Origin of the sequence: Amantichitinum ursilacus, assembly GCF_001294205.1 — a bacterium.
GTDB lineage: Bacteria > Pseudomonadota > Gammaproteobacteria > Burkholderiales > Chitinibacteraceae > Amantichitinum > Amantichitinum ursilacus.
The window spans coordinates 1-26,484 of sequence record NZ_LAQT01000029.1; the positions used below are offsets into that span (position 1 = coordinate 1).

Sequence of the window (26,484 nt, forward strand, 5' to 3'; positions counted from 1 at the left end):
CCCTATGCGGGTCAGCTCAGTTTTACCTTCAGCTCGTCGCCTTTCAGGGTGACGGCGATTTTTCTGGTGGGTTTGCCTTGCGCCATGCGCGCCAGCAATTCGCCCGAAATCCGCGCCAGCACCGTGCCGGTGAGGATGGCGTCGGCGTCGCGCGCGCCGCTGTCCACGTCGTAGCAGCGCGCGGTCACCAGATCGACCAGATCGTCCGGAAAGCTCACCACCGCCTTGTGGTTCTGTTCGATACGGCGGCGGATCTTGTCCAGCTTCAGCGCCACAATCTTGCGCAACACCTCATCGCTGACCGGAAAATACGGAATGATGGTCAGCCGGCCCAAAAACGCGGGCTTGAAGGTTTTTTGCAGCGTCGGGCGCAAAATATCGACCAGATCGGTTGGCGTCGGATCGCGGGATTCGGCCTCGCCTTCATGCTGCACGCCGTGCTCCACCGCGCGCATCACCAGGTCGGTGCCGGTGTTGGAGGTCAGCAGGATGATGGTGTTGCGAAAATCCACTTCGCGGCCTTCGCTGTCTTCCAGAATGCCCTTGTCGAATACCTGGAAAAACAGCTCCAGCACATCGGGATGCGCCTTTTCCACTTCATCCAGCAGCACCACCGAATACGGTTTGCGCCGCACCGCTTCGGTCAGCACGCCGCCTTCGCCATAGCCCACATAGCCGGGCGGCGAGCCCTTCAGCCCGGCCACGCTATGCGATTCCTGGTACTCCGACATATTGATGGTGATCAGATTGCGTTCGCCGCCATACAGGCTCTCGGCCAGCGCCAGCGCGGTCTCGGTTTTGCCCACACCGGACGGCCCCACCAGCATGAACACGCCCTTGGGCTTGCCCGGATCTTCGAGGTTGGCTTTGGCAATCTGCACGCGCTCGGCAATGCGCGCCATGGCGTGGTCCTGGCCGATGACGCGCGCGCCCAGCAGGCCCGCCAGTTGCTGCACTTGCGCCAGTTCGTTGTTCACCATGCGGCCCAGCGGAATGCCGGTCCAGCCCGCAATCACGTCGGCAATCACGCCTTCATCCACGCACTCAAACACCAGCGGCAATTGCTTGTGCAGCGCGCGCAGCGTGTCGCGTTTGGCTTGCAGCGGACTGGGGCCTTTCTTGCCCTTGGCGGCCACCGGCGCTTTGCCAGCGGCGGCGGCCTCGGCGTGTTGCGCCTTCAGCACATTGATCTCGTCCACCAGCGTTTTTTGCTCTTGCCATGCGGCCTGCAAGCGCGCCAGTTCGCTGTCGAGTTCAGCGCGTTTGGCGGTCAGTTCGCCGATGCGTTCTTCGTGGCCTTCTTCCAGCCGCAACGCCGCCAGTTCGCGCTCGGCATTGGCCCGCTGCGCGTTCACATCTTCGATCGGGCCGGGCTGGCCGGCATGCGACAGCGCTACACGCGCGCAGGCGGTGTCCAGCACGCTGATGGCTTTGTCGGGCAACTGGCGACCGGCGATATAGCGGCTGGACAAATTAACCGCCGCGCCGATTGCTTCATTAAGAATGCTCACCTTGTGATGCGCCGCCATCGCTTCGGCTACGCCGCGCACCATTTCCACGGCGATTTCCGGGGCCGGTTCATCCACTTTGACCACCTGAAACCGCCGCGCCAGGGCCGCGTCTTTTTCAAAATACTTTTTGTATTCGGCCCACGTGGTGGCGGCAATGGTGCGCAACTCGCCACGCGCCAGCGCCGGCTTCAGCAAGTTGGCGGCGTCGTTCTGCCCGGCCTGGCCACCCGCGCCAATCATGGTGTGCGCCTCGTCGATAAACAGGATGATCGGCGTGGGGCTGGCTTTCACTTCGTCGATCACCTGGCGCAGCCGGTTTTCGAATTCGCCTTTGACGCTGGCACCCGCTTGCAGCAAGCCCAAGTCCAGCGTGCGCAACGTAATCCCCAGCAGCGAATCGGGCACTTCGCCGCGTACGATTTTCAGCGCCAGGCCTTCCACCACGGCGGTTTTACCCACGCCGGGTTCGCCGGTCAGAATCGGGTTGTTCTGGCGCCGGCGCAGCAGAATATCGGCCATCTGGCGGATCTCGGCTTCGCGGCCCAGCACCGGGTCGATCTTGCCGGCGCGCGCTTGCGCGGTGAGATCGATGGTGTATTTGTCCAGCCCCGGCGTGCCACGGCTACGCGGCGCGGCATCGGCGGCGGGGGCATCGATGTCATCATCGGTCGGTGCTGCGGCGGAAGCGTTCACGCCCGCTTCGCCGCCGTGGCGGCGCAGTGCGTCATAGGCGGTGCGCAGGGCATGGGGGTCAACCTTGCCCAGCACCTCGCTCACCTTGCCCAGGCTATTGCGCAGGCTGTCATCGGCCAGCAGCGCCAACAACAAATCCAGGCTGGAAATCTGTTGTTCACCGCGCTCGGCGCTGGCGATCAGCCACGCTTGCTCCAGCCATTTGGGCAACCAGGCCGACAGCACCGGATTGCGCGTATTGCCGCTGCGCAGCCGCGTCAACGCTTCTTCCAGCGCGCGTTCCAGCCCGGCCAGGCTGACATCGCTGGCGCGCAGCGCGGCCAGCAGCGCGTTGTCGCTCTGGTCCAGCGCGGCCACCAGCACGTGTTCGATTTCCACTTCAAAATGGGTGCGGCCCAAGGCACGGCCCGCCGCGTCTTCAACGGCGGCGCGGGCAGTGGGGGTGAGCTTGGCAATCAAGGCTTTAATCTGTGTGGCCATGGGCGGACTTTTATTATCAGTGAGGTTGATTGGGGTGGAATGGGGCGCCGTTGGCGGCGCTATTGCAGCAGGCGGTATTCCAGTTGATCGGGGTTGTGCTGCGGCGCTTTGTCGTTCAGCCAGACATTGCCGCCCAAGCGTAACGGTGCGGCTTCAGCATCAATGCGCGGCACCGGCACATCGCGCCGGTCCAGCACCAGTTGCACATCGCAGGCCAGGCCGTGGCCCAGCGCAAATTGCATCAGGGCTTCCAGCGCGGCCGCACCGTCTTCACCGGGCAGCAACTGGTTAAATTGCTTGCGCCGGATCGGGCCCAGCCGCAGCTTCATTTTGGTCTGGCGGTCCCAGATGCGGTCACCCGCAAACGCGGACGAACCCAAGGCACACGCGCCGCGGCCCAGCTGAGTTTGTTCGTCCGGCGGCACGCTGATCCATTGCCCGACAAATTGTTCGATCTGCGCCGGCACGCCAAAAAAGCCTTCGATCAGCGTCACCAGGGCCTGGCCGGACAACGGCTTTTGCGACAGCAGACCGGCGTAATGGATAAACAAACCTTCATCCACCCCGGCGGTGGTAGACGTACCCAGTTGCTCGCGCAGCCGCGATAAGCCCAGCCCCGACAGGTCGAGCAGATAGCGGGTAAAGCCATCGGCGTCGCCGTTTTCCACCTGCACCCAATAGCGATATTTTTGCCACGCGCCATAAAACAGCGACATTGAGCGATGGCTAAAAATATCGAAGAAGGCATGCATGCCGGTGTCGTGCTGCTGCTGGCGTGCAATCAATAATTCGGTGTAATTGCTGGGCAATACGCCCGACGGCCCGGTCAGGCCCATAAACGCGGTGACCATCTCGTCGCGCGCGTGCGCGGGCTCGCCTTTGGCCTGGGCTGCGGGCGTGTAGCTGGTGATTTCGCTGGCCGGAAACGACAGGCTGGCCACGGTGCGAAAGCGCAGTTTGTCCGGCAGCGGCGTGCGGCGCTCGCCGCGTTTGCGCGCGGCCAGATTCAGCAGCCGGATGCTCTGGAAAAAACTGAACTGATGCGCGTCCTGCGCCAGCTCTGCCGTTAGATCACGAGTGCTTCGCCGCTGCGCGCTGGCCATGTCGCGATCTCCTGGTTTTGTTGTTGCGGCGTGCACACGCGCAGTCGGGTAAAGCTGTTGGGCGCGCAATACAGCGCAAAAAAGCGCTCCAGCACGCTGGCAAACAAATACAGGCTGCCGCCCACGTAATAGTCTTCGTCCAGCGTTAAGGTAATTTCGGTACCGCGCACAAAACCGGCAAAATCGCGGCCCGCCACGCGGGTGACGGCGGCCTTGCTGCTGACGTTAACGATGCCCTGAATCTGCCGGTTGGTGCTGGCCGAATCGGTCAGGTTGTACAGCGCCAGCATTTCTTGCAGCGCGTTTTTGCCGCCATCCACCAGCGACAGATAGTTCAGCGACAAATGCGAAATCAGCCGCCATTGCAGGCCGCGCCGTTGCGGCGGTCGCAGTGGCGAGGTGGGTTTGCGCAACAGGCGCACGCGCTTGACCACCGAGTGGCCGGGCAAGGAAAAATCGATATGTTGTTCGGCATGGCTGCCGCCAAACGGAATCTGCTCGGGTATGTCGCGGTTGCTGCACAGCAAATCCAGGCTCAGCACTTCGGTGGCGGCGCGCACCGGGGCAAAGTCGAGGTCAACCAGATGCAGTTCGATATCGGTGCCCTTGTCGCCAGCGCGCGGCGAACGCTCGCGTGTGGCGTGCCAGTAAAAGCGCGCGGCGTCCTGGCTGGCGCCGTGGCGGATGGCGTAAAACGGCAGCACTTCTTCGCTGCGTTCTTCCGCGCCGCTTTTCTCCACACGCACCACGCGCTTGACCTGAATCACTTCGTAGGCGTGCTGCTTGCGGCTATCCGCCAGCACCGGGTACGAATCTTTCTGATGCGTCACCCGCACCGGTTCGGCCGCCTGGTTGAACAGGTTAACGATGGGGGTGCAGCCCATTTTGAAATGACTGGCCGACAGCGCATTCAGCAAACGGCTGTGGCGTTCGGTTTCCGGATAGCTGCCCAGCAGAATCTGGATGACCAGTTTGTTGCCGGCCTCGCGCGCAAACACGCGATCAAGCCCGGTTAAATCGACAAACAAAAACTTCTCGGGAAAGCTGAAATACTCGGTCAACAGCCGATAGCCGAGGAAGGAGCGCTCGTCATATTCCAGCATGCCTTCGTCCCGGCCAAAGCCGACGGGCTGGATGCTGCTGCCGGGCAGCTCACGCGTGACGCCCGGGCCGTCGGTGCCATTGCCCACGCGCACCCGCAGCGTGCGTGCCAACAGCAGTTCGTACAGCAAGTGCATCAGCGCGGGTTCGCCATCAAGGAAAAAGCGCAGGCTTTCCAGTCCGATCTTCGTGATATCCAGTTGGCCCAGCGTCTCCAGCTCCAGCGTCAGCACGGCGGCGGCATCGGGGGCCAGCCGGCGCAAATGCGGCGAGCCACTGGTCAGTTCCAGCCGCGCGTTTTGTAGCGTCAGCGGGTACAGCGTAACCGGGTAGCACGAGCGGAATTTGCAGATCGTGCCGTTCACTGCCGGCGCCAGCACCGGGTGTTCGCGCTCCACCACATAGCGCTGCGCGATCTCGGGTCGCAGCGGGTCTTGCTCGAATTGCACAATGCTGGAGGCCGGAATCGGGCGCAGATAATGCGGGTACAGCACTTCCAGAAAACTGGCGGCGATCTCGGGATATTCGTCGTCCAGCTTGCGATGGATGCGCGCGGATAAAAACGCGAACGATTCAATCAGGCGTTCGGTATGCGGGTCTTCGCACTGGTCGCCTTCGAGCTGCAAACGCCCGGCAATCTTGGGATAGCGGCGCGCAAATTCGCCTGACAGTTCGCGCAGATAACCCAGCTCGCGCTCGTAATAGGGCAATAAAGATTCAAGCATGATCAGCCCATAGGCAACGGCGCGGCATTACAGCCCGCCCGTAATCTGGTACGCGTTGGAAGACAGTTGCAGCGTGGCGTCAAACGACACCGGCGGCTTGTGCGGATGCACTTTCAGCACCGCGTCAACGCGAAAGCGCAGCAGCCGCTCGCCATCGCGCGGCACTTCCAGCGTAATGCGCACGCGCGCCAGCCGTGGCTCGTGGCATTCGATGGCGCGGCGCACGCGGTCACGCAGATATTCGCGATCATCGGGATTCAGCAAGCTCAGGCCGCTGAGGTCGGGAATGCCGAAGTTGATCACCGTTTGCCCGGCCAGCGGGTAGGGGTCCAGCAACTCGGAATGATCCAGAATGCGGGTGTTCAGCAGTGCTTCCAAGTCGCGCGCCAGCGCACGCTTGAAGTCACCGACCTCAAAGAACATCGGCGCGGCGCGCGTGGCTTCCGGGTTGTCGTCCAGCAGCCGGTCCAGCACCGACGGTAAGGTGAGCGCCTGGCGCCTGACCTGGCTCATTTCAGAAAGTGATCCACCTGCGAACTCAGCAAGATGCGCCACGTAATAAACACGCCCGCACCCACTACGGCCAGCAGGGCAAAGTACAGCCACAGCGGCAGTTCATGCCGCACAAACGCCTGAAAGCGTTGCGGTAGGCGCGCGTTGGGCGCGAACTCGGGCTTGCCGCCGCGCACCTGCTGGATTTCCTGGCCCACGCGATGGGTTAGATAGCCCAGCTTGTCGTTGCCTTCCAGCAAGAACTTGCCCTGAAAGCCCAGCAGCAGACACGCGTGGAACACTTCCAGCGCTTCGATATTGCGCGCCGGGTCCATGCGCAGCATGTCCAGCCGCTCAAAAAAGCCTTCGCCGGCCAGATGCTCGCCAAACAGCCGCAGTTGCAGCGGCATGCGTTCCCATTCTTCGCGCAGCGGAAAATCGGACGACAACACAATCTCATCCAGCAGCGCGCAAAACGCATAACGTGCCTGGTCGATGGCGTCGCCGGCTTTGCCAAACTGGCGTGCGCCTTTTTCAAATTGCTGCAAAAACTGGTCGATGCGGCGATTGAATTCGGTGGCCGAATTGGGCGCATTGCCATCGCGCAGCAAAAACAGCAAATAGACGCCGTCCTCCAGCATGTCGCGCAGGGCGGGGCCGGAAGTGGTTTCGACGGTGAGCGGGTGGGCTGCAACAGCCTGGTTCATGATGGAAGGGTCCCGTAACTCAGCGGAATACCGCGATTAATTCAAGGTTTAATGCCGCGAGTGTTTGCGGCACATAAATGCAGACGGAGCGCGATTGCAGCATGCGCTGGAAGATGTCGCCGCGCGGCTCCAGCGCAAAATAGTGGTTGCCCACGCGCACGGGGATGGCCGACGGCGTTTGCTGCGCATGTGCCAGCGTCACGCCGCGCAGCGCCGAGTTGAGAATCTTCTCGACGTCGTCGGGCGCGCCAATCTTGAGTTTGAACGGCACGTTTTCGATAATCTGCGCGGCCGGCATATCGCTTTGCACCGACAGATAAAAATCCACGCCATCCAGCAAACGATCGCTTTCCAGTCGGCCGATATAAAACGACGGCTTGGGCGACGACAGCGGGATCACGGCATAGCGCGCCGAGATCACGGTATCGAGCAATTCGCGGATTTGTTCGTCCAGCTTGGGCAGCACATCCGACAGCGCGTCGTGTTTGTAGATGGGCAGATCGGCCAGCGTGTAGATGCTGGAAAACGTCAGTAACTCGCCGCAGAAACTGGCCATGGCCAGATACAGTTCTTCCGGGTGCAGCGGTTCGGCGTTCAGCAAATGGTTGAGATGCGCAAAGTTGCGGTTAACCGTGTGCAGCAGCCAGAACGAGGCGATGTCGGTGGTGCCGTATTCCATGACGTTGCGCGCGCGTTCGCGGTGCGCGCCGGCCAGCGCTTCGCTCTTCACCAGCAGGATGTCGAGCAAGCGGCGGATCATGCGCGCCAGCGCGGGCGAGGCGCTGGTGCGCATCAGCGGCGGCAGCCACGCGTCTTCGGTGCGCCACTGGTTGGTGGCGTCTTTCACCAGGCGCGCAATCGGCACCGAGTCGTAACCATCGCGGTTTTCTTCTTCCACCATCAAGCGCACATCCAGCTGCAAGGTGGTGACGTCGGCTTCCAGCGCGCGGGTGTACAGGTCGGACACATTCAGATGCGCATTGGCATAACGCGCCGGACGGCTGCCCGCGGCGCCATCCTGCGTGTTGTCGCCATACGGATTGAGGTTGGCCAGGCAGGCGTACAGCGTGGTCTCCACGCCAATGCGGCCAATTTCGTTGAGGTCGCGCGACAGCGGAATCGGCTCGCGCGACGGCGCCACAAAGCGCGTGCCGTCGCGGAACACCACTTCCAGGCTATCGGCGCGGATCAAGCCGCCGCGCAGCGCGCCCTGGTCCAGTTGCAGTTCGGCCAGGCCCCAGGCGTGGCGTTGCACGGCATGCAGTACTTCTGCGGCAGCGTTTTCAGCCAGCAATGCTTGTTGCTGGAAATGCTGTGGCCGCAAAAACATCCCTTCGCCCCACAGCACTCGTTTTGCTTTGAGCATGTTGCTCAGTTCCCCAAGGGCTTGGCCCTTCTTTTGTTGTCTGCTTTTTTAGTGCGGATGGGCCGCCAGCGGCAGCCCTGTGTAAAACCAATCTAACCGGATCCGGGCGTTGTTTTTTTGCCCGTCCGTTTATCGCTTCCCGGCGGCCGGCTTGGCGTTAAACGGCGTGGAACACACCGGTTTGGCGCTCAAAGACTGGCCAGGTATGGCTTGCGGCGTGGGCGCGGTGATCTCCAGATAGCAATCTTCCACCTTGAAAATCAGCCCCTGTTTGCGCGCGTCTTTGGCGTCGATCAGATAGCGCCAGGCTTGCGGATCAGGCTTGCGGAAATAACCAACGATGCCCACGAAACGCGTGTCTGGCTCTAGCTTTTCGGTGATTTGCTGCTTGCCGCCCGGCACCAGCACCACCTCTTTCATGCTGACCAGCGACGCGCCAAACAGCTCTTGATCACTCTTGCCGCTGGTGGCTGTGTCGAATGTGAGACGGTCAAAATCTGTTCTTTCTTTCAGCTGATATAAGCGAACGACCACCGAAAGTGACTTTCCGTTGGTGTCGCGGTTAATCGTCGGCGCAGCCTCGCCGTTGATCGGATAGACCGCTGGTCCAGAGGCGCATGCCGTCAACGCTGTCGTCAGGATGGCTGACAAAATCAGTTTAAAACGCGAATTCTTACTAAATTGCCTGCCACGCATTGTCAGCATCGCTCTTTGATAAATTGATTCGAATATTATACATTTGCGGCTCGTTGAGCCAGTGAAGCAGATTTTTATGGTCTAAGCTTCCGCACTAAACCATGACAGTGTCATCCGGGACCGACTGTCTGGTCAGAGAGAAAAACAAGATGTTCGCCGTCGCAGGCCTTATGTTTGCTATATTTGCCACGCTGGTGTGGGTGGGATTGCGTTTTTTCTACGTCAGTCCGCTACGCCCGGAGGCGGTCGGGCCGCAATCCGCGGTGGTGGAAACGCCCGTGGTTGCCCCAACAGAAAAGTTGCCGCAAGCAAGTAAGGAAGAACCCAACAATCGTTTAATTTTGCCAAACCGTTGGCATCATCTGAAGTGGATTGCGCTGGCTATCCTTACAGTGGGGCTGATGATCGGCGGCACTTTGCGGCTGAGCGGTTATCACGTTTTGCAAGCCCTGAAAGCTTCAACGGCCGAAAACAAGCAAATCGAGCTGGCGCTCACCGAGGAAAAGCTGGTGCCGCCTGCCCCGCTGCCCCCGTCCGCTTTCTTACATAGCGATAAGCCGGAGCTGGCTGGCGTGGATCGCGACTGGAGCAAGCTCGATCAGAAGTTTGTGCAGGTGGTGTTGCGGCTGATGGCCAACATGCAGACGCGCGGTTACACGCTGGTGCTGGTGGAGGGCTACCGCAGCCCGCAGCGCCAGGACGAACTGGCGCAGTCCGGCCGCAACGTCACGCAGGCGCGCGGCGGACAAAGCAAGCATCAATACGGTCTGGCTGTAGATCTGGCCCCGATGGCCGACGGCAAGGTGGTGCTGTCCGAGCGCGACCCCTGGGCGCTGGAGGCGTATCAGGCCATGGGCGAAGAAGCCGAAAAACTGGGCCTGACCTGGGGCGGCCGTTGGACCTTTCGTGATTACGGCCATGTGGAATCGCCGCAGAAAATTCCGGCCCAGAGCGCGACCGGCCACGACGTTTAAACGCGGATGCAACCTGTCGCATCCGCCGCAGTAACCCGCAAAACAATAATTTGAAACAAGGTAAGCACGGCATGAAAGGCTGGTACAAGAACTTCAAGATCACATCGACGCTGGGCTTTGTGATTCTGGTGCTGCTGATCTGGTTTTTAGGCCCGATGGTGGGGCTAGAGGCAAAAGACACGCGGTTGATGTGGATGTTTGGCGTGATGGTGGTCTGGGTGGTGACGCTGCAGGTGGGTAACCTGCTGGCCAAGCGCGCGGGCGGCCTGATCGAAAAGATGTTGCTGCGCCAGGCCGACGACGCCGTGATGGGCGCCAGCCCGGACAAGCGCGCTGAAGTCAACCTGCTGCGCCAGCGCCTGCTGGGCGCCATCGACACGCTGAAGACCTCGCGCATCGGCAAGGCGCGTGGTGCGGCCGCGCTGTACGAACTGCCGTGGTACATGATCATCGGCCACCCGGCCGCCGGTAAAAGCACCGCCATTCTGCAATCGGGCCTGACCTTTCCGTTTAGCGACAAGAGCGGCGTGCAGGGCGTGGGCGGTACGCGTAACTGCGACTGGTTTTTCTCGACTGAAGGCGTGCTGCTGGATACCGCGGGCCGTTACGCCACGCAATCCGAAGACCGCGTCGAGTGGTTGTCGTTTCTCAAGTTACTGAAACGCCATCGCGCCAAAGCGCCGGTCAACGGCATTCTGGTGGCCATCAGCCTGCCCGAACTGGCGCAATACAAGTCGGAAGGCTTTGCCATTTATGCGCGCCAGATTCGTGAGCGCATCCACGAAATCGAAGACACGTTTGGCCTGCAAGTGCCGATCTATCTGGTGATTACCAAGCTGGATTTGCTGGGCGGCTTTGCGCAGTTTTTTGAAGACGCATCGGAAGAAGAACGCAACCGCGTCTGGGGTGCCACGCTGACGCACGACCAGGGCGCGGGCTTTAACGTTGCGCACGCCGTGGCGCAGCAACTGGAAGTGCTGTATCGCGGCATCCGCGCCATCGGCGAAGAAAAACTGGGTGCCAGCCGCGGCAATGCCAGCAAGCCGTCGCTGTTTGCTTTCCCCATCGAATTCCATGGCTTGCGCGACGGCCTGTGCCGGTTTGTCGAGCTGCTGCAGGAAGAAGACCCGTACCACGGTCGTCCGCTGCTGCGCGGCTTTTACTTCAGCAGCGCGCTGCAGGAAGGCCAGCCCAAAATTGGCGCGGCCAATCGCGTGAGCGGCCAGTTTGACCTGAGCCGCGCCGGCTTTGATACGCGCCAGGCGCAATCGTCGTACAGCTATTTCTTGCGCGACCTGTTCCGCGAAGTGATCTTCCCCGACCAGTACCTGATTACGCGCCAGACCCGCCCCAGCGGCAGCCGTTGGCGTCTGGCGGGCATGATGGCCGGTCTGGCCGCATTGGCGCTGGTGGTGGGTCTGACCACCTGGTCGTATATCGGCAACCAGAAGCTGATTGCCGCCGCCCAGGCCGATCGTGATAAAGCCGCCACCATGGCGCAAAGCGGCCAGTTGTATGACCGCCTGAGCAGCCTGCTGGTCTTGCAATCGCGCATCGAAGAACTGGACCAATACCGCAAGGAAGGCCATCCGTGGCAGATCGGCATGGGGCTGTATCGCGGTGATGAACTCGATGCGTCGTTGCGCCGCGAATACTTTGCTGGCGTCAGCAAGATCATGTTGCAACCGGTGAAGGCCGACCTGGAAAGCACGCTGAAGCAACTGGCCGCCAATGCGCCCGCGCCGGAACCGGTGGCCGCGCCTGCGCCCGCACCCGTCCCGACCCCAACGCCCGCGCCGGTAGCCGCGCCGACCCCGACGCCTGCGCCCGCTGCCGTGCCGGAAGAGCCGAAAAAGCCGCGTCCGCATCGCCCGTCGCATCAAGGCTTGCCGACCATCAATCTGGGCGCACTGGATGCGCGTGATCTGCCGCAGCGCGCGACCTCCAAGGCCCGCGTGCCGGCGGTGGCCGCCGCCCCCGCTGCCGCCGCGCCGGAGCAAGCGTCCGCGCCGGTCAAACTGGAAGCCAGCTACAACGCGCTGAAGGCCTATCTGATGCTGCACGAGCAGCAACGCATGGACCCGCAGCATTTGTCCGACCAGATTCCGCGCCACTGGCGTGCCTGGCTGGAAGCCAACAAGGGCGACAAATCGTTTGAGACCCTCTATCCGCTGGCCGAACGCATCGCCGCGTTCTACATCACGCAGATCCACGAAAAAGACCTGCCGCTGATTGAAAACGACCCGCAAGTGGTGGCGCAAGCGCGTGAAGTGCTGCGTGGCTCGCTGCGCAAACTGTCGGCTACCGAGCGCGTGTACAACGAGCTGAAGGCGCGCGCCAACACGCGTTACGCCCCGGTGAGCGTGGCGCGCATCCTGCAAGGCAAAGATGGCGATCTGCTGGCCAGCAGCTATATGGTGCCGGGCGCGTTTACCCGTGAAGCGTTCAGCGGCTATATGCAAGGCGCGATTGGCGAAGCCAGCAAGGGCGAAATCAAGAGCGATGACTGGGTGCTGGCGTCTTCGCTGCAAGACAACCTGGGCCGCGACGGCGATATCGAAAAGAACCGCGCGCAACTGGAAGCCTTGTATCGTGCTGATTACGCCCAGGAATGGAAGCGCTTTCTGCAAGGCATTGTGGTGAAGGATGTGAACGGTCTGCCCGGCGCTGCCGATGCGATTGGTCGCTTTGCCGACAAGACCAATTCGCCGATCAAGCTGATCATCGAGCGCGTGGCGTACGAAACGTCGTGGGACAACCCGTCGCAACTGCAAAGCAAGCTGGAAAGCACCAAACAATCGGTACTGGAAAAAACCACCGAATTGCTGAAGGGCGACAGCAAAGTGCCGAGCGCGGATACCGGCGCGGCGTTGGGCGAAACCGGCAAGCAATTTGTGACCGTGGGCGCGCTGGGCGCGAACAAGGGCGCGGGTCTGGATGGTTATCTGGACCAACTGGCCAAGCTGAAAGCGCATCTGGCGCAACTGGCGGGCAACGATGACGCTGGCGCCGCTGCGCGCCAGCTGATGCAGGCCACGCTGAACGGCAGCGGCTCCGAGTTCGCCGATACGCTGCAGTTTGTGGATAACAATCTGCTGGCCCAGGCCGACCCGAGCGAAAAAGACGCGCTGCGTCCGCTGCTGGTGCGCCCGCTGATCCAGAGCTACGGCACGCTGGTGCCGCTGGTGACCAACGATATCAACCAGTCGTGGCAACACGGCCCGTACGGGCAGTGGAAAAACCTGGCCGGCAAATATCCGTTTGCCGACAGCCAGAACGAAGCCTCGCTGGGCGACATCTCGCATTTTGTTAAACCGCAAGACGGTGCGATCGACCAGTTTGTCGACAAGTACCTCAACGGCCTGGTAACGCGCAAAGGCGATGCCTTGACCGCGCGCAGCTGGGCCAACATCGGCATCAAGTTCAACCCGGCTTTCCTGAGCGGCGTCAGTCGGCTGTCCGACTTGGGCGGCAACATGGTGCAGGAAGGCGATAGCGTCAAATTTGAGCTGCAACCGGTGCCCACGCCGGGCCTGAGCGAAATCACCATGGAAATCGACGGCCAGACGCTGCGCTATCGCAATGGTCCGCAGCCGTGGCAAGCGTTTAGCTGGCCCAACGCCAGCGGCACGCAAGGCGCGCGCATTCAGGTGGTGGCGTTTAACGGTGCGACCTCGGTGGTGGCCAGCCAGCAAGGCCGTATGGGCTGGATGCGTTTGCTGTCGCAGGCCCGGGCCGACCAACCGGGTGCGCCCACCGGGCAGTTAACCTGGAAAGTGAAGAATGCCGGCGACGCCGATTCAGTGAAATTCAATTACCGCATGGTCAGTGGCGTCAACCCGATGCAGTTGTCGGGCTTGCAGCGGCTGAACCTGCCTGAGCGCGTGACGGAGTAACGCAGTATGCCGCTTAACTTTAAACGCGCGCCCGGCGGGGCAGCCCCGCAATACGCCATCTTTGGCAAGCTGCCGCGCCGCGCTGATTTTGTGCGCATTAACGCCAGCCATCCCGTCGTACAGGAATTTGACGATCTGTTGGGCCGCAGCCTGACCGTGGCTGCGCAAACCGAAGGCTGGCAACAACGCTATCTGGCCAGCCCCCCGGCGGATTTCCAGTTCACCTCGGCTGACGGCCGCTGGGTGTTCTTTGGCAGCCTGCACCCCAGCCAGGATGAAGCGGGCCGCTGCTATCCGCTGGTGGCCGGCGCCATCCTGCCGGCCGATGTGGTGTTGCCGCATCTGCCCGAACTGGCCATCGCCAACGAACTGTTTTTTGCCGGCCTGCGCGACCAGTTGTCCAGCGCCATCGAGAACTCGGTGGAAATGCTGGCCTGCCGCCAGTTTCTGGAAGCGCAGCAAGTGCCCAGCGCGCGTGCTGATGCCGATGTGGAACTGGCCACCAATGTGCTGGTGCGCCATCTGCAGCAAACCCCGGCCGCGCGGCTGCAGCGCGATCTGCAAAACGCCGGGCGTGGCGGGCTGGAAGACCATCTGCTGGCGTTTACTTTTTACGGCGAGTTGCTGCGTCGCTATGCCGGCAGCACACCGCGCCAGGCCTTGATGTTGTTGCTGCCCAGCGCACCGGGCGAAGACACGCTGGGCAACGCCACGTGGTTATCGCTGTACCGCGCGGCCACGCAATCGACGTTTGCGCGCTTTCCGCATTGCATCACCTTGCAACAAGACGGCAAGCGTTATCTGGCGCTGGCGCCGGAGAGTTTTACCGACCGTTTTCTGGCCGTGCTCTGGGGCATCGCGCCAGAGCCGCGAACCGTGGTGAATGTGCTGGAAACTTCGGCACCGTGGTCCGCGCATCAGTCGTACGCCGAGGTTTCGTACATTCTGGGGCGGCAGCTTGCCGACCCCGCACTCGATCTTTACGCGCTGCAAGGCATTGTTGAAAAACTGACCAGAACACTGGCGTAACCCGCCAGCCTGGCCATTCCGGGACACGAAGGGGTATCCACCATGGCTGAAAGTACACAGAAAAAATTGTCACGAGTGAGACCGCCTCGTGTGCAGATCACCTACGACGTTGAAGTGGGCGATGCGATTGAAACCAAAGAACTGCCGTTTGTGCTGGGCGTGATGGGTGATTACACCGGCCACAGCAAACAGCCGTTGCCCAAGCTGAAAGAACGCAAGTTTGTGCAGATTGATCGCGACAACTTTGACGACGTGCTCAAGGGCATGGCGCCGCGTCTGGCGCTGAAAGTGGATAACAAGCTGAAAGACGACGACACCCAGTTGGGCGTTGAACTCGAATTTAACCAGCTGGCTGATTTCGAGCCGCAACAGGTGGTGGAGCAAGTTGAGCCGCTGCGCCGTTTGCTGGAAGCGCGCCAGCGCCTGTCGGACCTGCGCAACAAGCTGGTCGCCAACGACAAGCTGGAAGAACTGCTGGACGAAGTGGTGCGCGACACCGAAAAGCTGCGCCAGATTGGCAATCAGCCCGCTAATACCCCGCCGGAGAACTGAGCATGAGCACCGAACACAGCCTCAGCAGCGCCGCCCAGACCACCACGGAGCAAGGCGCATCGCTGCTTGATTCGATCATCGATCAAAGCCGCATTGCCACCAACGATCTGGAAAAGAAACACACGCGTGACCTGATCAGCGAACTGGCCGACCAGGTGCTGGCGGGCTCGGTGACGGTATCGCGTGATCTGTCGGCGTCCATTGACGTGCGCGTGGCCGAAATCGATGCGCTGATTTCGGCGCAATTGAACGAGATCATGCATAACGCCGAATTCCAGAAGCTGGAAGCGTCGTGGCGCGGTCTTAAATATCTGGTTAATGAAGCCGAAACCAGCACGCAACTGAAGATCAAGGTGCTGAATGCATCGAAAAAAGATCTGGTTAAGGATTTTAAAACCTCGCCCGAATTTGACCAGAGCGCGCTGTTTAAAAAGATTTATGAAGAAGAATACGGCACCTTTGGTGGCGCGCCGTATGCCTCTTTGATTGGCGATTATGAATTTACCCGCCATCCCGAAGATTTTTATCTGCTGGAAGAATTAAGCCACGTGGCCGCCAGCGCGCATGCGCCGTTGATTACTTCGGCTGGCGCCGGTTTGTTTGGTCTGGAAAGTTTTTCGGATATCGGCAAGCCGCGTGATCTGGCCAAGATTTTTGATACGGTTGAATACGCCAAATGGAAGAGCTTTCGCGAATCGGATGATGCGCGTTATGTGGGCATGGTATTGCCGCATGTATTGGGCCGCCTGCCGTATGGCCGCGATAACGTACCGGTCGAGGCTTTTGACTTTGAAGAAAACGTCGATGGTTCCGACCATAGTAAATATCTGTGGACCAACGCGGCGTATTCGTATGGCGCGCGTCTGGCGGATGCGTTTTCGCAATTTGGCTGGCTGGCAGCCATCCGCGGCGTGGAAGGCGGTGGTCTGGTCGAGGGGTTGTCTGCACACACCTTCAAGACCGATGACGGCGAAGTGGCGCTGAAATGCCCCACCGAAGTGGCCATTACCGACCGCACCGAAAAGCTGCTGAGCGACCTTGGCTTTATTTCGCTGGTGCATTGCAAAAACACCGATTACGCCGCGTTCTTTAGTGGTCAGTCGGTACAGAAGGCTAAAAGCTATAACACCGATTCGGCCAATGCCAATGCGCGTTTGTCCACGCAATTGCCGTATATCTATTCGGTATCGCGGATTGCGCATTACATGAAATCAATCATGCGCGACAAGATCGGTAGTTTTGCTTCGCGCCAGAATGTGCAGGATTTCCTTAATACGTGGTTGTCGCAATACGTATTGCTGGATGATTCCGCATCGCAAGAAGCCAAATCCAAATATCCATTGCGCGAAGCTCGCGTTGATGTGGTTGAAGTACCTGGCAAACCAGGCGTTTATCGCGCGGCGGCCTTTTTGCGCCCGCATTTCCAACTGGATGAATTGACTATTTCGCTGCGTCTGGTGGCTGAGTTGCCTAAGCCCACGCGCTAAGCATTTGCCGTTTTGTTTTGGCGAAATAGAAATTTGTTCTGACTAACTCATGGAGTTTCTCAATGGCTTTTGATGCATTTCTGAAGATCGACGGTATTCCGGGTGAGAGCACCGACGACAAGCACAAAGAATGGATTGAAATCAAATCCTTCAATCACAACCTGGAACAACCCGCTTCGGCCACCGCCAGCTCGTCCGGCGGCGCGACCGCAGAACGCGTTAACCACGACACGTTCGACATCGTGCATCTGCTGGACAAGTCCAGCCCGAAGATCGCCGAAGCATGCTGCACCGGCAAGCACATCAGCTCGGTCACGCTGGAACTGTGCCGCGCCGGTGGCGACAAGGTGAAGTACCTCGAAGTGAAGCTGGAACAAGTTGTAGTGAGCAAAGTGGCCACCAACGGCACCACCGCAGGCGCCGATGGTTTCCCGACCGAAGCGGTGAGCTTCAGCTACGGCAAGATCAAGTGGACTTACAGCCAGCAACAACGTGCTGACGGCTCGGCCGGCGGTAACGTGAGCGCCGGTTGGGATCTGACCGCGAACAAAACCTACGCTTGATCGCGTGGGTTTGCGGCCGGTTTGCCGTCACAGGCAAGCCGGCCGTAGCACCGCTGGGGCAGCACTTTCCGGGACGGCCCCTGTAACACCCGCTCGACCTTCTTATTACCGTATTCCAAGGCCAGGCCCATAGAGCGCCAGGCCCGTCAGTCGTTAAGGAAACACATCATGCGTGCAGGCATTTTCTTTGTAGCCGTCGCCTTTCTGGCCGGTTGCGCCACCGATACTCCTCCCGCTGCACCTGCCGCCCCGCGCGAGCACTGGCTGAAAGACGCCAGCGCTGTGGCCGCCGCAGCCAAGCCTGGTGCGCAAACCGCATCCGGCCCGGTGGCTGCCAGCGCCATCAGCGGTGACCCGATGCGTATCGAATTCGACCCGATGGGCGCCACGCTGGATGCCAACGGCAAGGCCAAGATCGCCGCCCTGATCAGCACCGCGCAAACCGCCAAATACGTGAATGTGCGCGGCTTTTGCGATCGCACCAAAATCGGCAACGCCAAAGCCGCTGCGCTGGCGCGCGCCAATGTGGTGAAAAAAGAATTTGTGGCCGCCGGTATTCCGGCCGCCAAAGTGCGCGTGCGCTTTACCACCGACAAGCCGGAAAGCGCCGCGCTGATTTCGTTTGAATAAATTGCGGTAAACGCGCCAGCAAGCCCGCCGCTTGCTGGCAAAACACCCCGAACGTTGCAAAGCCAACCATGAACCTATCCGACCTGATCGCCTCTTTTGCCAGCGCCGCGACAGTGAATTACTGGAGAGATATGTTTGGAAAGATATTCATTTTCATGATTTCAGGAACTATTTCTCTGGCCTATGCGGACGTCAGCGTGGAGCGACGTTGTCTGGAAAGTGAGAACAATAAAATCAGAATGGAACTTGTTCTCGTCGGAGATGCAGGAAGTAAATGGCAGGGCGGGTTTGTGCAATACGGCAAGAAGAAGGCGCCTATTACCATCGTATACGCTGCATCCCGAGGCATGGAACTTGGTACGCGCCAGGAAAGTGCTGAACAAACCTGGTTAGAGATTATCGGCAAGGATGTTACTGGCGCTTATGAATTCGATACTAATGCCGCTGCTATAAGTGGCTTTAGATATACCAATAAGAAGAATGGCAAAGCTGTAGGGTATACGGATATTAGCGGATCAATGGATAGCGTAGAGACTCAATGCTTAACCAAATGAGTGGAAATAAATAATGGTATGGATCTTATGATTACCCTGCGAAAAGTTGTATTTGTAAGAAACGTACCGAGTCGTGCGGCGAGCGCTTGTCGCGCGGAACCATTTAGCTCCCCGATTGCTGGACTGACCTGCTCCGCAGCGTTTTCCTTGACCTCACGTAGCGAAACAAGTCATGAATCTCTCTGATCTGATCGCCTCTTTTGCCAGCGCCTTTACCCAGGACAGCCGGGTACTGGAACTGCACTTTGGCAGTGGCGGCCCGCTGCCGGGCACCTTGCTGCCGCATGTGCTAGAGGGCTCGCACCAGCTTTCCAATGGCTATGTGTATACGCTGCAGTGTCTGTCGTCCGACACGTCGCTGGAGCTGAAGACGCTGCTGGGCCTGGCGGTGGAAGTCGATATCCTGAGCGCCGATGGCGGCCAGCAAGTGATCACCGGCGTGGTGAGCGCGGCGGCGGCCAAGGGTTCGGATGGCGGCTTTGCGCGTTACGACCTGACCATCGAACCGCCGTTTTCGCTGCTGCGTTTACGCACGGCCAGCCGCGTGTTCCAGGATTTGTCGGTGCCCGACATCGTGAAGACGGTGCTGGATGAACATGTGTCGAACAACCCGGTGTTTGGCGCGCACTTTGCCACGCGCTTTGATCTGAGCAAGACCTATCCGTCGCGCTCGTACACCGTGCAATACCGCGAATCGGACCTCGATTTTCTGCACCGCATTCTGGCGGAAGAGGGCATTCCGTATCGCTACGAATTTGAAGGCGGCGACACGCCGCTGACCACGCTGGTGCCGTTTGACGACCCGTACCAGCTGGAACAATCGCCGCTGGGCCGTGTGCGCTTTCATCGTGCCGACGTGACCGAGAGCGAAGATGCGCTGACGCACTGGTCGGCGCAACGCCAGATCACGCCTGCGCAGGTTTCGCTGGCCAGCTTTGATTACAAACCGGCCGGCACCACCACCGCTGCCGACGAAACCCGCGTCGATCAGGGCGAAGCGGGCCGCCAGTTGCAAAGCACATTGACGCATTACGACGCCCCCGGCGCGTATTACGGCAGCGATGGCGAAGACCTGGGCCGCTATGCCGGCCTGCGCCAGCAAGCCATCGACGCGCTGGCCAAACACTTTATTGGCGAAGGCACGGTGCGCGGGCTGGATGTGGGCCAGTGGTTCCAGCTGGACAACCATCCCGGCCACGAATTTGATACGCCGGAAGACCGCCAGTTTACGGTGACCAGCACCATCATCAAGGCCAGCAACAACCTGCCGGGCGATCTGCAGCAAGGCTTGTCCGGCCTGATCAAGACCGCAGGCAAGGTCGGCCAGCTGAGCAATATGGTGGCCAGCGCGCGCACCGGCGACGCCGCCAGCATTGCCGGTCTGGCCGGTATGGCCTTGGGCAGCGGCCACTCCGCCAGCGACGCCACGCAAGACGCGCCGTTTAAAATGCAGATGCAGACGCAACGCCGCGGCCTGCCGCTGCTGCCCGATTACGCGGGCAAGGCATTGCGCAAACCCACCGCACCGGGCCTGCAAACCGCGCTGGTGGTGGGCCCGGCCGGGGAAGAAATCCATACCGACGACCAGGGCCGCATCAAGATCCAGTTGCACTGGCAGCGCAGCGATGAACACCCGCAATCGGGTGCCAACCTGGACGACAACAGCAGTTGCTGGGTGCGCGTGGCCATGCCCGCCGCCGGCGATGGCTGGGGCAACCAGCACATTCCGCGCATCGGCCAGGAAGTGGTGGTGCAGTTTATCGAAGGTGATATCGATCGCCCGCTGGTGACCGGCGTGTTGTACAACGGCAGCCATCGCCCGCCCGCGTTTAGCGGCGCCGGTTCGCTGCCCAACAACAAGGTGTTGTCGGGCTTTAAAAGCAAGGAATACAAAGGCAGCCAGTACAACGAACTGCTGTTTGATGATTCGACGGGCGAAGTCCGCGCCAAGCTGAGTTCCGAACACGGCAAGACGCAACTGAACCTGGGCTATCTGACCCACCCGCGCACCGACGGCAAGGCCGAAGCGCGCGGCGAGGGCTTCGAGCTGCGTACCGACAAACATGGCGCCATCCGCGCTGGCGCGGGTGTGTTCATCAGCGCTGATGCCGCCAGCAACGCGGCGGGCAAACAGCTGGACCGCAGCACGGCGCAAAGCAGCCTTGATGCTGCATTTGCGCTGGCGCAATCGCTGGGCGAAACCGCCACGCACCAACTGGCCGACACGCCGGAAACCGGCAACAACGGCCAGGCCGTCACCAGCGATAACGCCGCGGGCGCCAAACAAGCCAGCGGCCATCAATACCATCTGAAAGAAGCCCTGCGCGCCTGGGAAAACGGCAGCAACACCGCCAAAGACGCCAGCGGCGATCAGGCCGGCATGCAGGGCTTGCTGGTGTTGAGCGCACCGGCCGGCATCGCGCTGGCCACCTCGCAAAGCCAGACGCTGGCCGCCGGCACCAACCTGGACATCACGGCGCAACGCGACACCAACCAGACCTCGGGCCGCCGTTGGCTGCACAACGTGGGCGAGCACATCAGCCTGTTTGTGGCCGGCGTGGCCGACAAGGTGGCGATGAAGCTGATCAGCGCCAAAGGCAAGATCCAGATCCAGGCGCAGGCCGACAGCATCGAAATGCAGTCCGCCAAAAACATCGAACAGACCGCGCACGAGACCATCAACATCACCGCGGGCAAAGAGATTTTGCTGACCGCGGGCGGCGCGTATATCCGGCTGGCCGGCGGCAATATCGAAATCCATGCGCCGGGCGCGATTGATATCAAGGGTGCGAGCCATAGCATGAGCGGGCCGGCGCAGATGCAGAAAAACCTGCCTGAATTCAAATCGCCATATGCCGGGCATTTCCAGATGGTGGATGAGGCGGGCAATGTAATGGCCAACCACCCGTATCTGATTGAAATGCCTAACGGCAACAAGATTTTCGGGGTGACGGACAACGAAGGAAAAACCGTTACAGCGCATACGCCGCAGCCCGATAAGATCGCCATGACGCCGGTATTTGCGGACGTTTGGGATGACGAACAGCTGAATTTGTATCACACAGAAATGAGGGAATTATGGGATCAAGACTGAAATTTGCATTTGCCGCTGCCGCAATGATTTATGGCGCAGGCGCCTATGCCGCCGATGCAGCAACGCCCTGGGTGACCCCGCTGAAATGTGGTGATGCACAGGCTCGCTTTACGGTGAGCTGCAGCAAAGCCAAATCGGCCAATGAGCGCAATAGCTGCAAGATGCCGCAAAAACTTGAGTTTCTGGATCAGTCCGGTGCCGTCATTAAAACCGTGAATCTGCCGGTTTATGCGCCCGGCGAGCAGGCCAAATACAAAGCGGCGGGCACGGATCAGCAAATGTTTGCCATGACCTACAGCTGCGTAAAACTCGACGGTAAAGATTATTTCAACATTTACTATTCGGCGAATACCGGCGCTGAAGAATTCAACGAAAAGGAAAACCAGTTCTCGGCGAGCGGCGAATTTGTGCCGCCTGGCAAGTTACGCGATCGCATTGGCGTAGCGGACGGCGAGAACCCTGATCGTAATAAAGATCACCACATTAAAGCAGCGTCTTTCAATTAAGCCATGAGCGATATCTACGAGTTGTTGTACTGCGCGAAGGGCGCGGAATATAAAGAAGAGCAGATCAAGGATTATTCTGCGCTGAAAAAATATCCGCATATTATCAAGCCGGAAGGAGCCTTGGCCGGAAACTCGCGCGTGGTGGGTGACGCGTCGCGGGAGGTGCAGCAAAAGATCATCGACAAGATTATTGAGGTGGGGGTGCGCTACCACCTTAACTATCGCGAGATTGCCTATGTCTTGCTGATTGCCAAAGCAGAGTCGGGCTTTAACCCGGATGCTGCCGCAGGCACGACCAGCGCGTCGGGTATCGCTCAATACACCAAAGGCAATGCGGAAGAAGCGGAGAAGGACAACTACTCCAAAGATATGCTGGGTTTCTCATTGCATATGGTGCCGTGGCCAGATCGATTTGACGCTGAGAAAGGTGTATTCGGGCTGGTTCTTTCCTATATGGTCGGTCGGAACAAAGCCAAAGAAATGGCGGGCGCCCATTGGGAAAATTACGTTTATATCTACCATCATGACGGCTGGTACACGCACACCACGCCTCAAGAGGCCAAAAAATTAGGCTCTTATGCGATTGCGGAAAAGAAGATTATTCCGCATCTGGATGCCGTCGAAGCCGCTTTGAAATCCAGCACCAAAGTCAGCTTTACATTGAATGACGCCCAAGGCACGCCCAAGGCGAACCAGCCTTATGTCGCCATTGTTGCTGCAGCGGCGCCAGCCGGTAAGCCGCCTTCTGCACAGAAAGCCAAAGAAGTAAAAGTAATCAAGGGCGCTACGGACGGACAAGGCAAGACACAGCCGATTCATGTACCTGGCGTATCTGAAATTGTTTTTGCCATTCTGAACCCTTATGTGGTGGCCAAAACCAAAGGCGTTTCCGCTATCCCTACCGTGGAAAAACACACCGTTAAAAAGGGTGAAACGCTATCTTCCATCGCCAAAGAAAACGATATGACGGTCGATGAACTGGCCGAGCTCAATCATATTAAAGACAAGAATAAATTGGCGGTCGGCGCGCAATTGGTGGTTAACAAGCCGCATATCCCCAGAAAGCCGGAACCAGGCTTGATGCAGAAAGTAAGCACGGCGCTGAAAGTGGAGCCCGAGCACGCCTCGACCTTGTTTGAATATTCGCGTAGCCACGTGGTGCTGCCTAAAGGCAGTCCGGTGCAAAAAAACGCCGAAGTGAAGATTCAGGCGGCCCCCAAGCCCACCAAGCCTGCGACGCCCAAGCCCGAACTGAAAGAGCACAAAACCAACGAAAACAATGACGCTAAACCGGTTGCGGTGGCTACTGCCAAAACCACGGCAGTCGTGACGATTGCCAAAGACGTGGCGGAACCGGATCTGATTTCCGAATACACCCGCAAACTGGTCGGCGATGTGGCTTCCCGCATCGGGCTGGACCTCGTCATTATCACCAGTGGGATCCGGCCACCCAAACGCCAGGCAAAAACGCTTTATGACAATATCGAGTCATTAGGGGTGGATAAACAATTGAAGTTGTACGCCGCGCCGGGAAGGGCGGTGGTCAATGTTTATGCGGAGTTGCATAAAAAGGGGGCTTCGAGGCAAGAGATTATTGAGGCGATGGAGGATAAGATTGATGAGCTGGCCAAAGAGGGAAAACGGGTTTCCAAACATTGTGTTCCCGAAGAACTCTACAAGAAGCTCAATGTGATCGATATTTCTCACAGCCGTATGCCGCCTTCCCGGCGCGAGCCCTTTGAGAAAGAAATTGCAGCTTTAATGGAAAAGAAACTGATTAACGTATTTATTTCACCGAGGATGAAAGGTGGCGAACCTGCATATCATTTGGAAATCCCTCAGCCTTAACCTGATCGGCGCATCGGTTCTGCTTTTGAGCAATCCCGCACATGCTTGTGACGCCCTCAAAGATGGCGTTTACGTGGCGGATAGCGATGCGAATTCGCTTACGGATGGTGGTCAATGGTCCAGAGTGGTTAAAGAATTAACGCTGGGTGAAAAGAAATTCTTTGGTACCACTGGGCAGTTTGACCTGGCCTATGTCATCAAGGATGGGCAAATCACTTTATATCGCGGCATTTCCAATGCGCTTGATGAGCACTACGAAACCCTGTACTCGGTGATTCCGGTTCAGAGCGCCGGTAGCTGTGACGGCAAATTTGTGCTGGATATGGTGTTTGATCGTTATTACACCTCGGTGCTTAAAATTGGCCAGATCTCGCCAGCCAAAAAGCCGAAATCTACCGACCCGATCAAAGCGCATATCGAAGGGCATGTGTTGACCGATGGTAATCTCCACCTGGATAGCTGCCAAGCGTTTGAACAACGGACCACGGGCTGGCGCAAGACTAGCGATGATTTGGGTATGTGTGGCGGCGGCAACAAGACAACGCTGTTTAACATCAAAGACAAAGTGGTCGGTCAAAAAGGTTGGGAATCCATTAAGTAAGGGTTCGCACCATCGCTTTTGAATGCGTATTGCGCAAATGGACGGCAACGGCTGCGCTGATTGCCGTCCAGTTCAATCCAAGGCCGATAGTGAGCCCGATAATGAAAAAAGCGTGGGCGCTAAGCGCCCTGTTAATGAGCACCCAGGTATTTGCCGCCCCCGCCACGGGCATTTTCGCCAGCGTACCGGTGATGCATAGCGGCAAAGTGGTCACCGTGGAAACGCTGCTGTTTTTGGATCAAAAGCTGGACAAAGCCACGGTGTTTTCGTCGCTGCAGCAGCAAGAAAGCAATACCTACAACGTGGCTTGCTGCGTGGAAGTGGCGGATCTGACACCGCTGGATATCAATGCGGTGATTGCCAAATACAGCGTGGACCCCGATTTTGCCGACGAAGTAAAAGGCATTAAAGGCTACAAGTTTGCCTATCGCACCCGCTATTCAAAGACCGATATCAATAGCACGCAGAAAACCCTGATCAGCAGCGGCAGCAGTGCGCATCCGATTCCGTATCTGATGCCCGCAGTCGAAGCAAAGATCATGTCTGATAGCGTCAAGAGCAGTTTTAAAGCCAGCGATAGCAACGTTAAATTGCAAGACAAAACCCGTAATGGCGCGGATGTAATCACATTTACCGTCGATGGCAAAAAGAGTGTGTTTACCATTCCGGCGCAAACGGGCGGTTGATTGAACCGGTATTGGCGAGAGATTCAAATGCAATTCAAACACGTATTGGGCACCGCATTTTCGGCAATGGCGCTCGCCGCTGCCGCCCACGCCGCGGATGCGCCGTGGGTGACGCCGATGAAATGCGGCGACGCTCACGCGCGCTTGACGGTCAGCTGCACCAAAGCCAGATCGTCCGACGAGCGCAATAGCTGCAAGATGCCGCAAAAGCTTGAGTTTCTGGACAAAAATGGCGCGGTGATCAAAACGCAAAACGTGCCGCTGTACGCACCGGGCGAGCAAGCTAAATACACTGCGGCCGGTACCGATAAAAAGATGTTCTCGGTGTATTACAGCTGCATCAAACTCGATGGCAAAGATTTCTTCAGTCTTTATTACGCGGCGGATACCGGTAATGAAGAAACCAACGAGCAAGAGAATGAATTTACCGCGAATGGCGACTTGGTAACCGACAAAGCGCTGACGCTGCGTATAGGCCGCGCGGACGCTGAGAATCCTGATCGCAATAAAGACCATCACATTAAAGCCGTTTCATTTCCTTAAGCCATGAAAACCATCCAGAGAATAGTGCGCGTCAGTCTGGCTGCCGCAGCCGCCCTTGTTCTAAGCCATCAAGCCAGCGCATGTGTGGCACTTAGCGACGGCGTATATGTCGGCGATGAGGCCGCCGATGCGCGCACCGACGGTGGCCAATGGTCCCGGGTGCTGACAGAACTAACGCATGCCGATAAGAAATTTGCCGGCACTACCGGGCAATTCGGCCTTGTATATGTGGTCAAGAATGGCCAGATCAGCACCTATCACAGCTTGCCCAATGATCTGGATGAGCGTTATGAAACGTTGTATGCATTTGAACCCGTAAAAAGCAGCCTGGACTGCGCTGGCAAATTTACGTTCGAATTTGTTATCGATACGTTTTATCCGCCCTATCTTCGCATCGGCCAAGTGCCAAAAGCGAAAGGCAAGGCCATGATCTCCGCGGTCAAAGCCCAGATCGAAGGCCATGTTTTGCCCGATGGCAATCTGTTTCTCGATACTTGCCAGGCGTTTGATGAGCGCAAAAGCGGCTGGAGAAAAACGGATGACGGCTGGGGTGTTTGCGGTGGCGGCAGCAAAGCCACGCTATTTAATATCAAAGCTAAAGTCGTCGGCCAGAAAGGCTGGGAATCGATTCAATAATCCGAGTTAGC

At 58.8% G+C, this 26,484-nt stretch carries 22 protein-coding genes; 15 read left to right on the top strand and 7 right to left on the bottom strand.

From position 1 onward, the window contains the following. Positions 1-11: 11 nt before the first annotated feature. The 7 genes from tssH to tssJ all read right to left on the bottom strand — a co-directional run bounded on the left by tssH (position 12) and on the right by tssJ (position 8,874). Positions 12-2,684 (bottom strand): type VI secretion system ATPase TssH, encoded by a 2,673-nt coding sequence (tssH, locus tag WG78_RS17090; protein ID WP_053939056.1) that lies wholly within the window; start codon positions 2,682-2,684, stop codon positions 12-14. 59 nt (positions 2,685-2,743) lie between these two features. Then, on the bottom strand, positions 2,744-3,787 hold the full coding sequence (gene tssG, locus WG78_RS17095) for a type VI secretion system baseplate subunit TssG (protein ID WP_053939057.1): 1,044 nt from the start codon (positions 3,785-3,787) through the stop codon (positions 2,744-2,746). Next, complete coding sequence (gene tssF, locus WG78_RS17100; RefSeq protein ID WP_053939058.1) at positions 3,751-5,613, bottom strand: type VI secretion system baseplate subunit TssF; 1,863 nt, start codon at positions 5,611-5,613, stop codon at positions 3,751-3,753. Before tssF ends, tssG begins: the two co-directional genes overlap by 37 nt. A 27-nt stretch (positions 5,614-5,640) precedes the next feature. After that, on the bottom strand, positions 5,641-6,126 hold the full coding sequence (tssE, locus tag WG78_RS17105) for a type VI secretion system baseplate subunit TssE (protein ID WP_053939059.1): 486 nt from the start codon (positions 6,124-6,126) through the stop codon (positions 5,641-5,643). Beyond that, the gene (gene icmH / locus WG78_RS17110) at positions 6,123-6,812 is read right to left on the bottom strand and encodes a type IVB secretion system protein IcmH/DotU (RefSeq protein WP_053939060.1); all 690 of its coding nucleotides are present in this window, start codon (positions 6,810-6,812) and stop codon (positions 6,123-6,125) included. Before icmH ends, tssE begins: the two co-directional genes overlap by 4 nt. Before the next feature lie 19 nt (positions 6,813-6,831). Next, positions 6,832-8,178, bottom strand: coding sequence for a type VI secretion system baseplate subunit TssK (gene tssK / locus WG78_RS17115; RefSeq protein ID WP_053939061.1), 1,347 nt, complete (start codon positions 8,176-8,178; stop codon positions 6,832-6,834). Positions 8,179-8,307: 129 nt separating this feature from the next. After that, entirely contained in the window at positions 8,308-8,874 is a 567-nt protein-coding gene (gene tssJ / locus WG78_RS17120) for a type VI secretion system lipoprotein TssJ (RefSeq protein ID WP_053939062.1), read from the bottom strand. 170 nt (positions 8,875-9,044) lie between these two features. Between tssJ and WG78_RS17125 the strand changes: the two genes are divergently transcribed. The 15 genes from WG78_RS17125 (at position 9,045) to WG78_RS17195 (ending at position 26,473) form a co-directional block, all read left to right on the top strand. Next, positions 9,045-9,848: a M15 family metallopeptidase gene (locus WG78_RS17125; protein WP_236692068.1), complete on the top strand. Its 804-nt coding sequence runs from the start codon at positions 9,045-9,047 to the stop codon at positions 9,846-9,848. Positions 9,849-9,919: 71 nt separating this feature from the next. Beyond that, positions 9,920-13,744: a type VI secretion system membrane subunit TssM gene (gene tssM, locus WG78_RS17130; RefSeq protein ID WP_053939063.1), complete on the top strand. Its 3,825-nt coding sequence runs from the start codon at positions 9,920-9,922 to the stop codon at positions 13,742-13,744. Positions 13,745-13,750: 6 nt separating this feature from the next. Continuing rightward, complete coding sequence (tagF, locus tag WG78_RS17135; protein WP_053939064.1) at positions 13,751-14,773, top strand: type VI secretion system-associated protein TagF; 1,023 nt, start codon at positions 13,751-13,753, stop codon at positions 14,771-14,773. Between the two features lie 42 nt (positions 14,774-14,815). Then, positions 14,816-15,325: a type VI secretion system contractile sheath small subunit gene (gene tssB / locus WG78_RS17140; RefSeq protein WP_053939065.1), complete on the top strand. Its 510-nt coding sequence runs from the start codon at positions 14,816-14,818 to the stop codon at positions 15,323-15,325. A gap of 2 nt (positions 15,326-15,327) precedes the next feature. Then, positions 15,328-16,812, top strand: coding sequence for a type VI secretion system contractile sheath large subunit (tssC, locus tag WG78_RS17145; RefSeq protein ID WP_053939066.1), 1,485 nt, complete (start codon positions 15,328-15,330; stop codon positions 16,810-16,812). A 62-nt stretch (positions 16,813-16,874) separates the two neighbouring features. Then, positions 16,875-17,375 carry an Hcp family type VI secretion system effector gene (locus WG78_RS17150; RefSeq protein WP_053939067.1) on the top strand — a complete coding sequence of 167 codons (501 nt, stop codon included), beginning with the start codon at positions 16,875-16,877 and terminating at the stop codon, positions 17,373-17,375. A 168-nt stretch (positions 17,376-17,543) separates the two neighbouring features. Further along, positions 17,544-18,005, top strand: a complete 462-nt coding sequence (locus tag WG78_RS17155) for an OmpA family protein (RefSeq protein ID WP_053939068.1) — start codon at positions 17,544-17,546, stop codon at positions 18,003-18,005. Positions 18,006-18,073: 68 nt separating this feature from the next. Next, the gene (locus WG78_RS17160) at positions 18,074-18,559 is read left to right on the top strand and encodes a hypothetical protein (RefSeq protein ID WP_053939069.1); all 486 of its coding nucleotides are present in this window, start codon (positions 18,074-18,076) and stop codon (positions 18,557-18,559) included. A 172-nt stretch (positions 18,560-18,731) separates the two neighbouring features. Continuing rightward, complete coding sequence (locus WG78_RS17165) at positions 18,732-21,653, top strand: type VI secretion system Vgr family protein (protein ID WP_083459295.1); 2,922 nt, start codon at positions 18,732-18,734, stop codon at positions 21,651-21,653. Then, a complete protein-coding gene (locus tag WG78_RS17170; RefSeq protein ID WP_152969270.1) occupies positions 21,638-22,159 on the top strand; it encodes a hypothetical protein in 522 nt (173 codons plus the stop codon). The genes WG78_RS17165 and WG78_RS17170 overlap by 16 nt, the downstream gene beginning before the upstream one ends. 3 nt (positions 22,160-22,162) lie before the next feature. Beyond that, positions 22,163-24,007: a LysM peptidoglycan-binding domain-containing protein gene (locus WG78_RS17175; RefSeq protein ID WP_053939071.1), complete on the top strand. Its 1,845-nt coding sequence runs from the start codon at positions 22,163-22,165 to the stop codon at positions 24,005-24,007. Then, the gene (locus WG78_RS17180) at positions 23,967-24,608 is read left to right on the top strand and encodes a hypothetical protein (protein ID WP_152969271.1); all 642 of its coding nucleotides are present in this window, start codon (positions 23,967-23,969) and stop codon (positions 24,606-24,608) included. The genes WG78_RS17175 and WG78_RS17180 overlap by 41 nt, the downstream gene beginning before the upstream one ends. A 101-nt stretch (positions 24,609-24,709) precedes the next feature. Beyond that, entirely contained in the window at positions 24,710-25,294 is a 585-nt protein-coding gene (locus tag WG78_RS17185; protein ID WP_152969272.1) for a hypothetical protein, read from the top strand. Between the two features lie 27 nt (positions 25,295-25,321). Further along, a complete protein-coding gene (locus WG78_RS17190) occupies positions 25,322-25,837 on the top strand; it encodes a hypothetical protein (protein ID WP_053939074.1) in 516 nt (171 codons plus the stop codon). 3 nt (positions 25,838-25,840) lie between these two features. Then, positions 25,841-26,473: a hypothetical protein gene (locus tag WG78_RS17195; protein ID WP_152969273.1), complete on the top strand. Its 633-nt coding sequence runs from the start codon at positions 25,841-25,843 to the stop codon at positions 26,471-26,473. Positions 26,474-26,484: the final 11 nt, after the last annotated feature.

Coding starts and splice junctions, on each gene's coding strand:
- tssH (WP_053939056.1), bottom strand. CDS start 2,684: ATGGCCACACAGATTAAAGCCTTGATTGCCAAGCTCACCCCCACTGCC.
- tssG (WP_053939057.1), bottom strand. CDS start 3,787: ATGGCCAGCGCGCAGCGGCGAAGCACTCGTGATCTAACGGCAGAGCTG.
- tssF (WP_053939058.1), bottom strand. CDS start 5,613: ATGCTTGAATCTTTATTGCCCTATTACGAGCGCGAGCTGGGTTATCTG.
- tssE (WP_053939059.1), bottom strand. CDS start 6,126: ATGAGCCAGGTCAGGCGCCAGGCGCTCACCTTACCGTCGGTGCTGGAC.
- icmH (WP_053939060.1), bottom strand. CDS start 6,812: ATGAACCAGGCTGTTGCAGCCCACCCGCTCACCGTCGAAACCACTTCC.
- tssK (WP_053939061.1), bottom strand. CDS start 8,178: ATGCTCAAAGCAAAACGAGTGCTGTGGGGCGAAGGGATGTTTTTGCGG.
- tssJ (WP_053939062.1), bottom strand. CDS start 8,874: ATGCGTGGCAGGCAATTTAGTAAGAATTCGCGTTTTAAACTGATTTTG.
- WG78_RS17125 (WP_236692068.1), top strand. CDS start 9,045: ATGTTTGCTATATTTGCCACGCTGGTGTGGGTGGGATTGCGTTTTTTC.
- tssM (WP_053939063.1), top strand. CDS start 9,920: ATGAAAGGCTGGTACAAGAACTTCAAGATCACATCGACGCTGGGCTTT.
- tagF (WP_053939064.1), top strand. CDS start 13,751: ATGCCGCTTAACTTTAAACGCGCGCCCGGCGGGGCAGCCCCGCAATAC.
- tssB (WP_053939065.1), top strand. CDS start 14,816: ATGGCTGAAAGTACACAGAAAAAATTGTCACGAGTGAGACCGCCTCGT.
- tssC (WP_053939066.1), top strand. CDS start 15,328: ATGAGCACCGAACACAGCCTCAGCAGCGCCGCCCAGACCACCACGGAG.
- WG78_RS17150 (WP_053939067.1), top strand. CDS start 16,875: ATGGCTTTTGATGCATTTCTGAAGATCGACGGTATTCCGGGTGAGAGC.
- WG78_RS17155 (WP_053939068.1), top strand. CDS start 17,544: ATGCGTGCAGGCATTTTCTTTGTAGCCGTCGCCTTTCTGGCCGGTTGC.
- WG78_RS17160 (WP_053939069.1), top strand. CDS start 18,074: ATGAACCTATCCGACCTGATCGCCTCTTTTGCCAGCGCCGCGACAGTG.
- WG78_RS17165 (WP_083459295.1), top strand. CDS start 18,732: ATGAATCTCTCTGATCTGATCGCCTCTTTTGCCAGCGCCTTTACCCAG.
- WG78_RS17170 (WP_152969270.1), top strand. CDS start 21,638: ATGGGATCAAGACTGAAATTTGCATTTGCCGCTGCCGCAATGATTTAT.
- WG78_RS17175 (WP_053939071.1), top strand. CDS start 22,163: ATGAGCGATATCTACGAGTTGTTGTACTGCGCGAAGGGCGCGGAATAT.
- WG78_RS17185 (WP_152969272.1), top strand. CDS start 24,710: ATGAAAAAAGCGTGGGCGCTAAGCGCCCTGTTAATGAGCACCCAGGTA.
- WG78_RS17190 (WP_053939074.1), top strand. CDS start 25,322: ATGCAATTCAAACACGTATTGGGCACCGCATTTTCGGCAATGGCGCTC.
- WG78_RS17195 (WP_152969273.1), top strand. CDS start 25,841: ATGAAAACCATCCAGAGAATAGTGCGCGTCAGTCTGGCTGCCGCAGCC.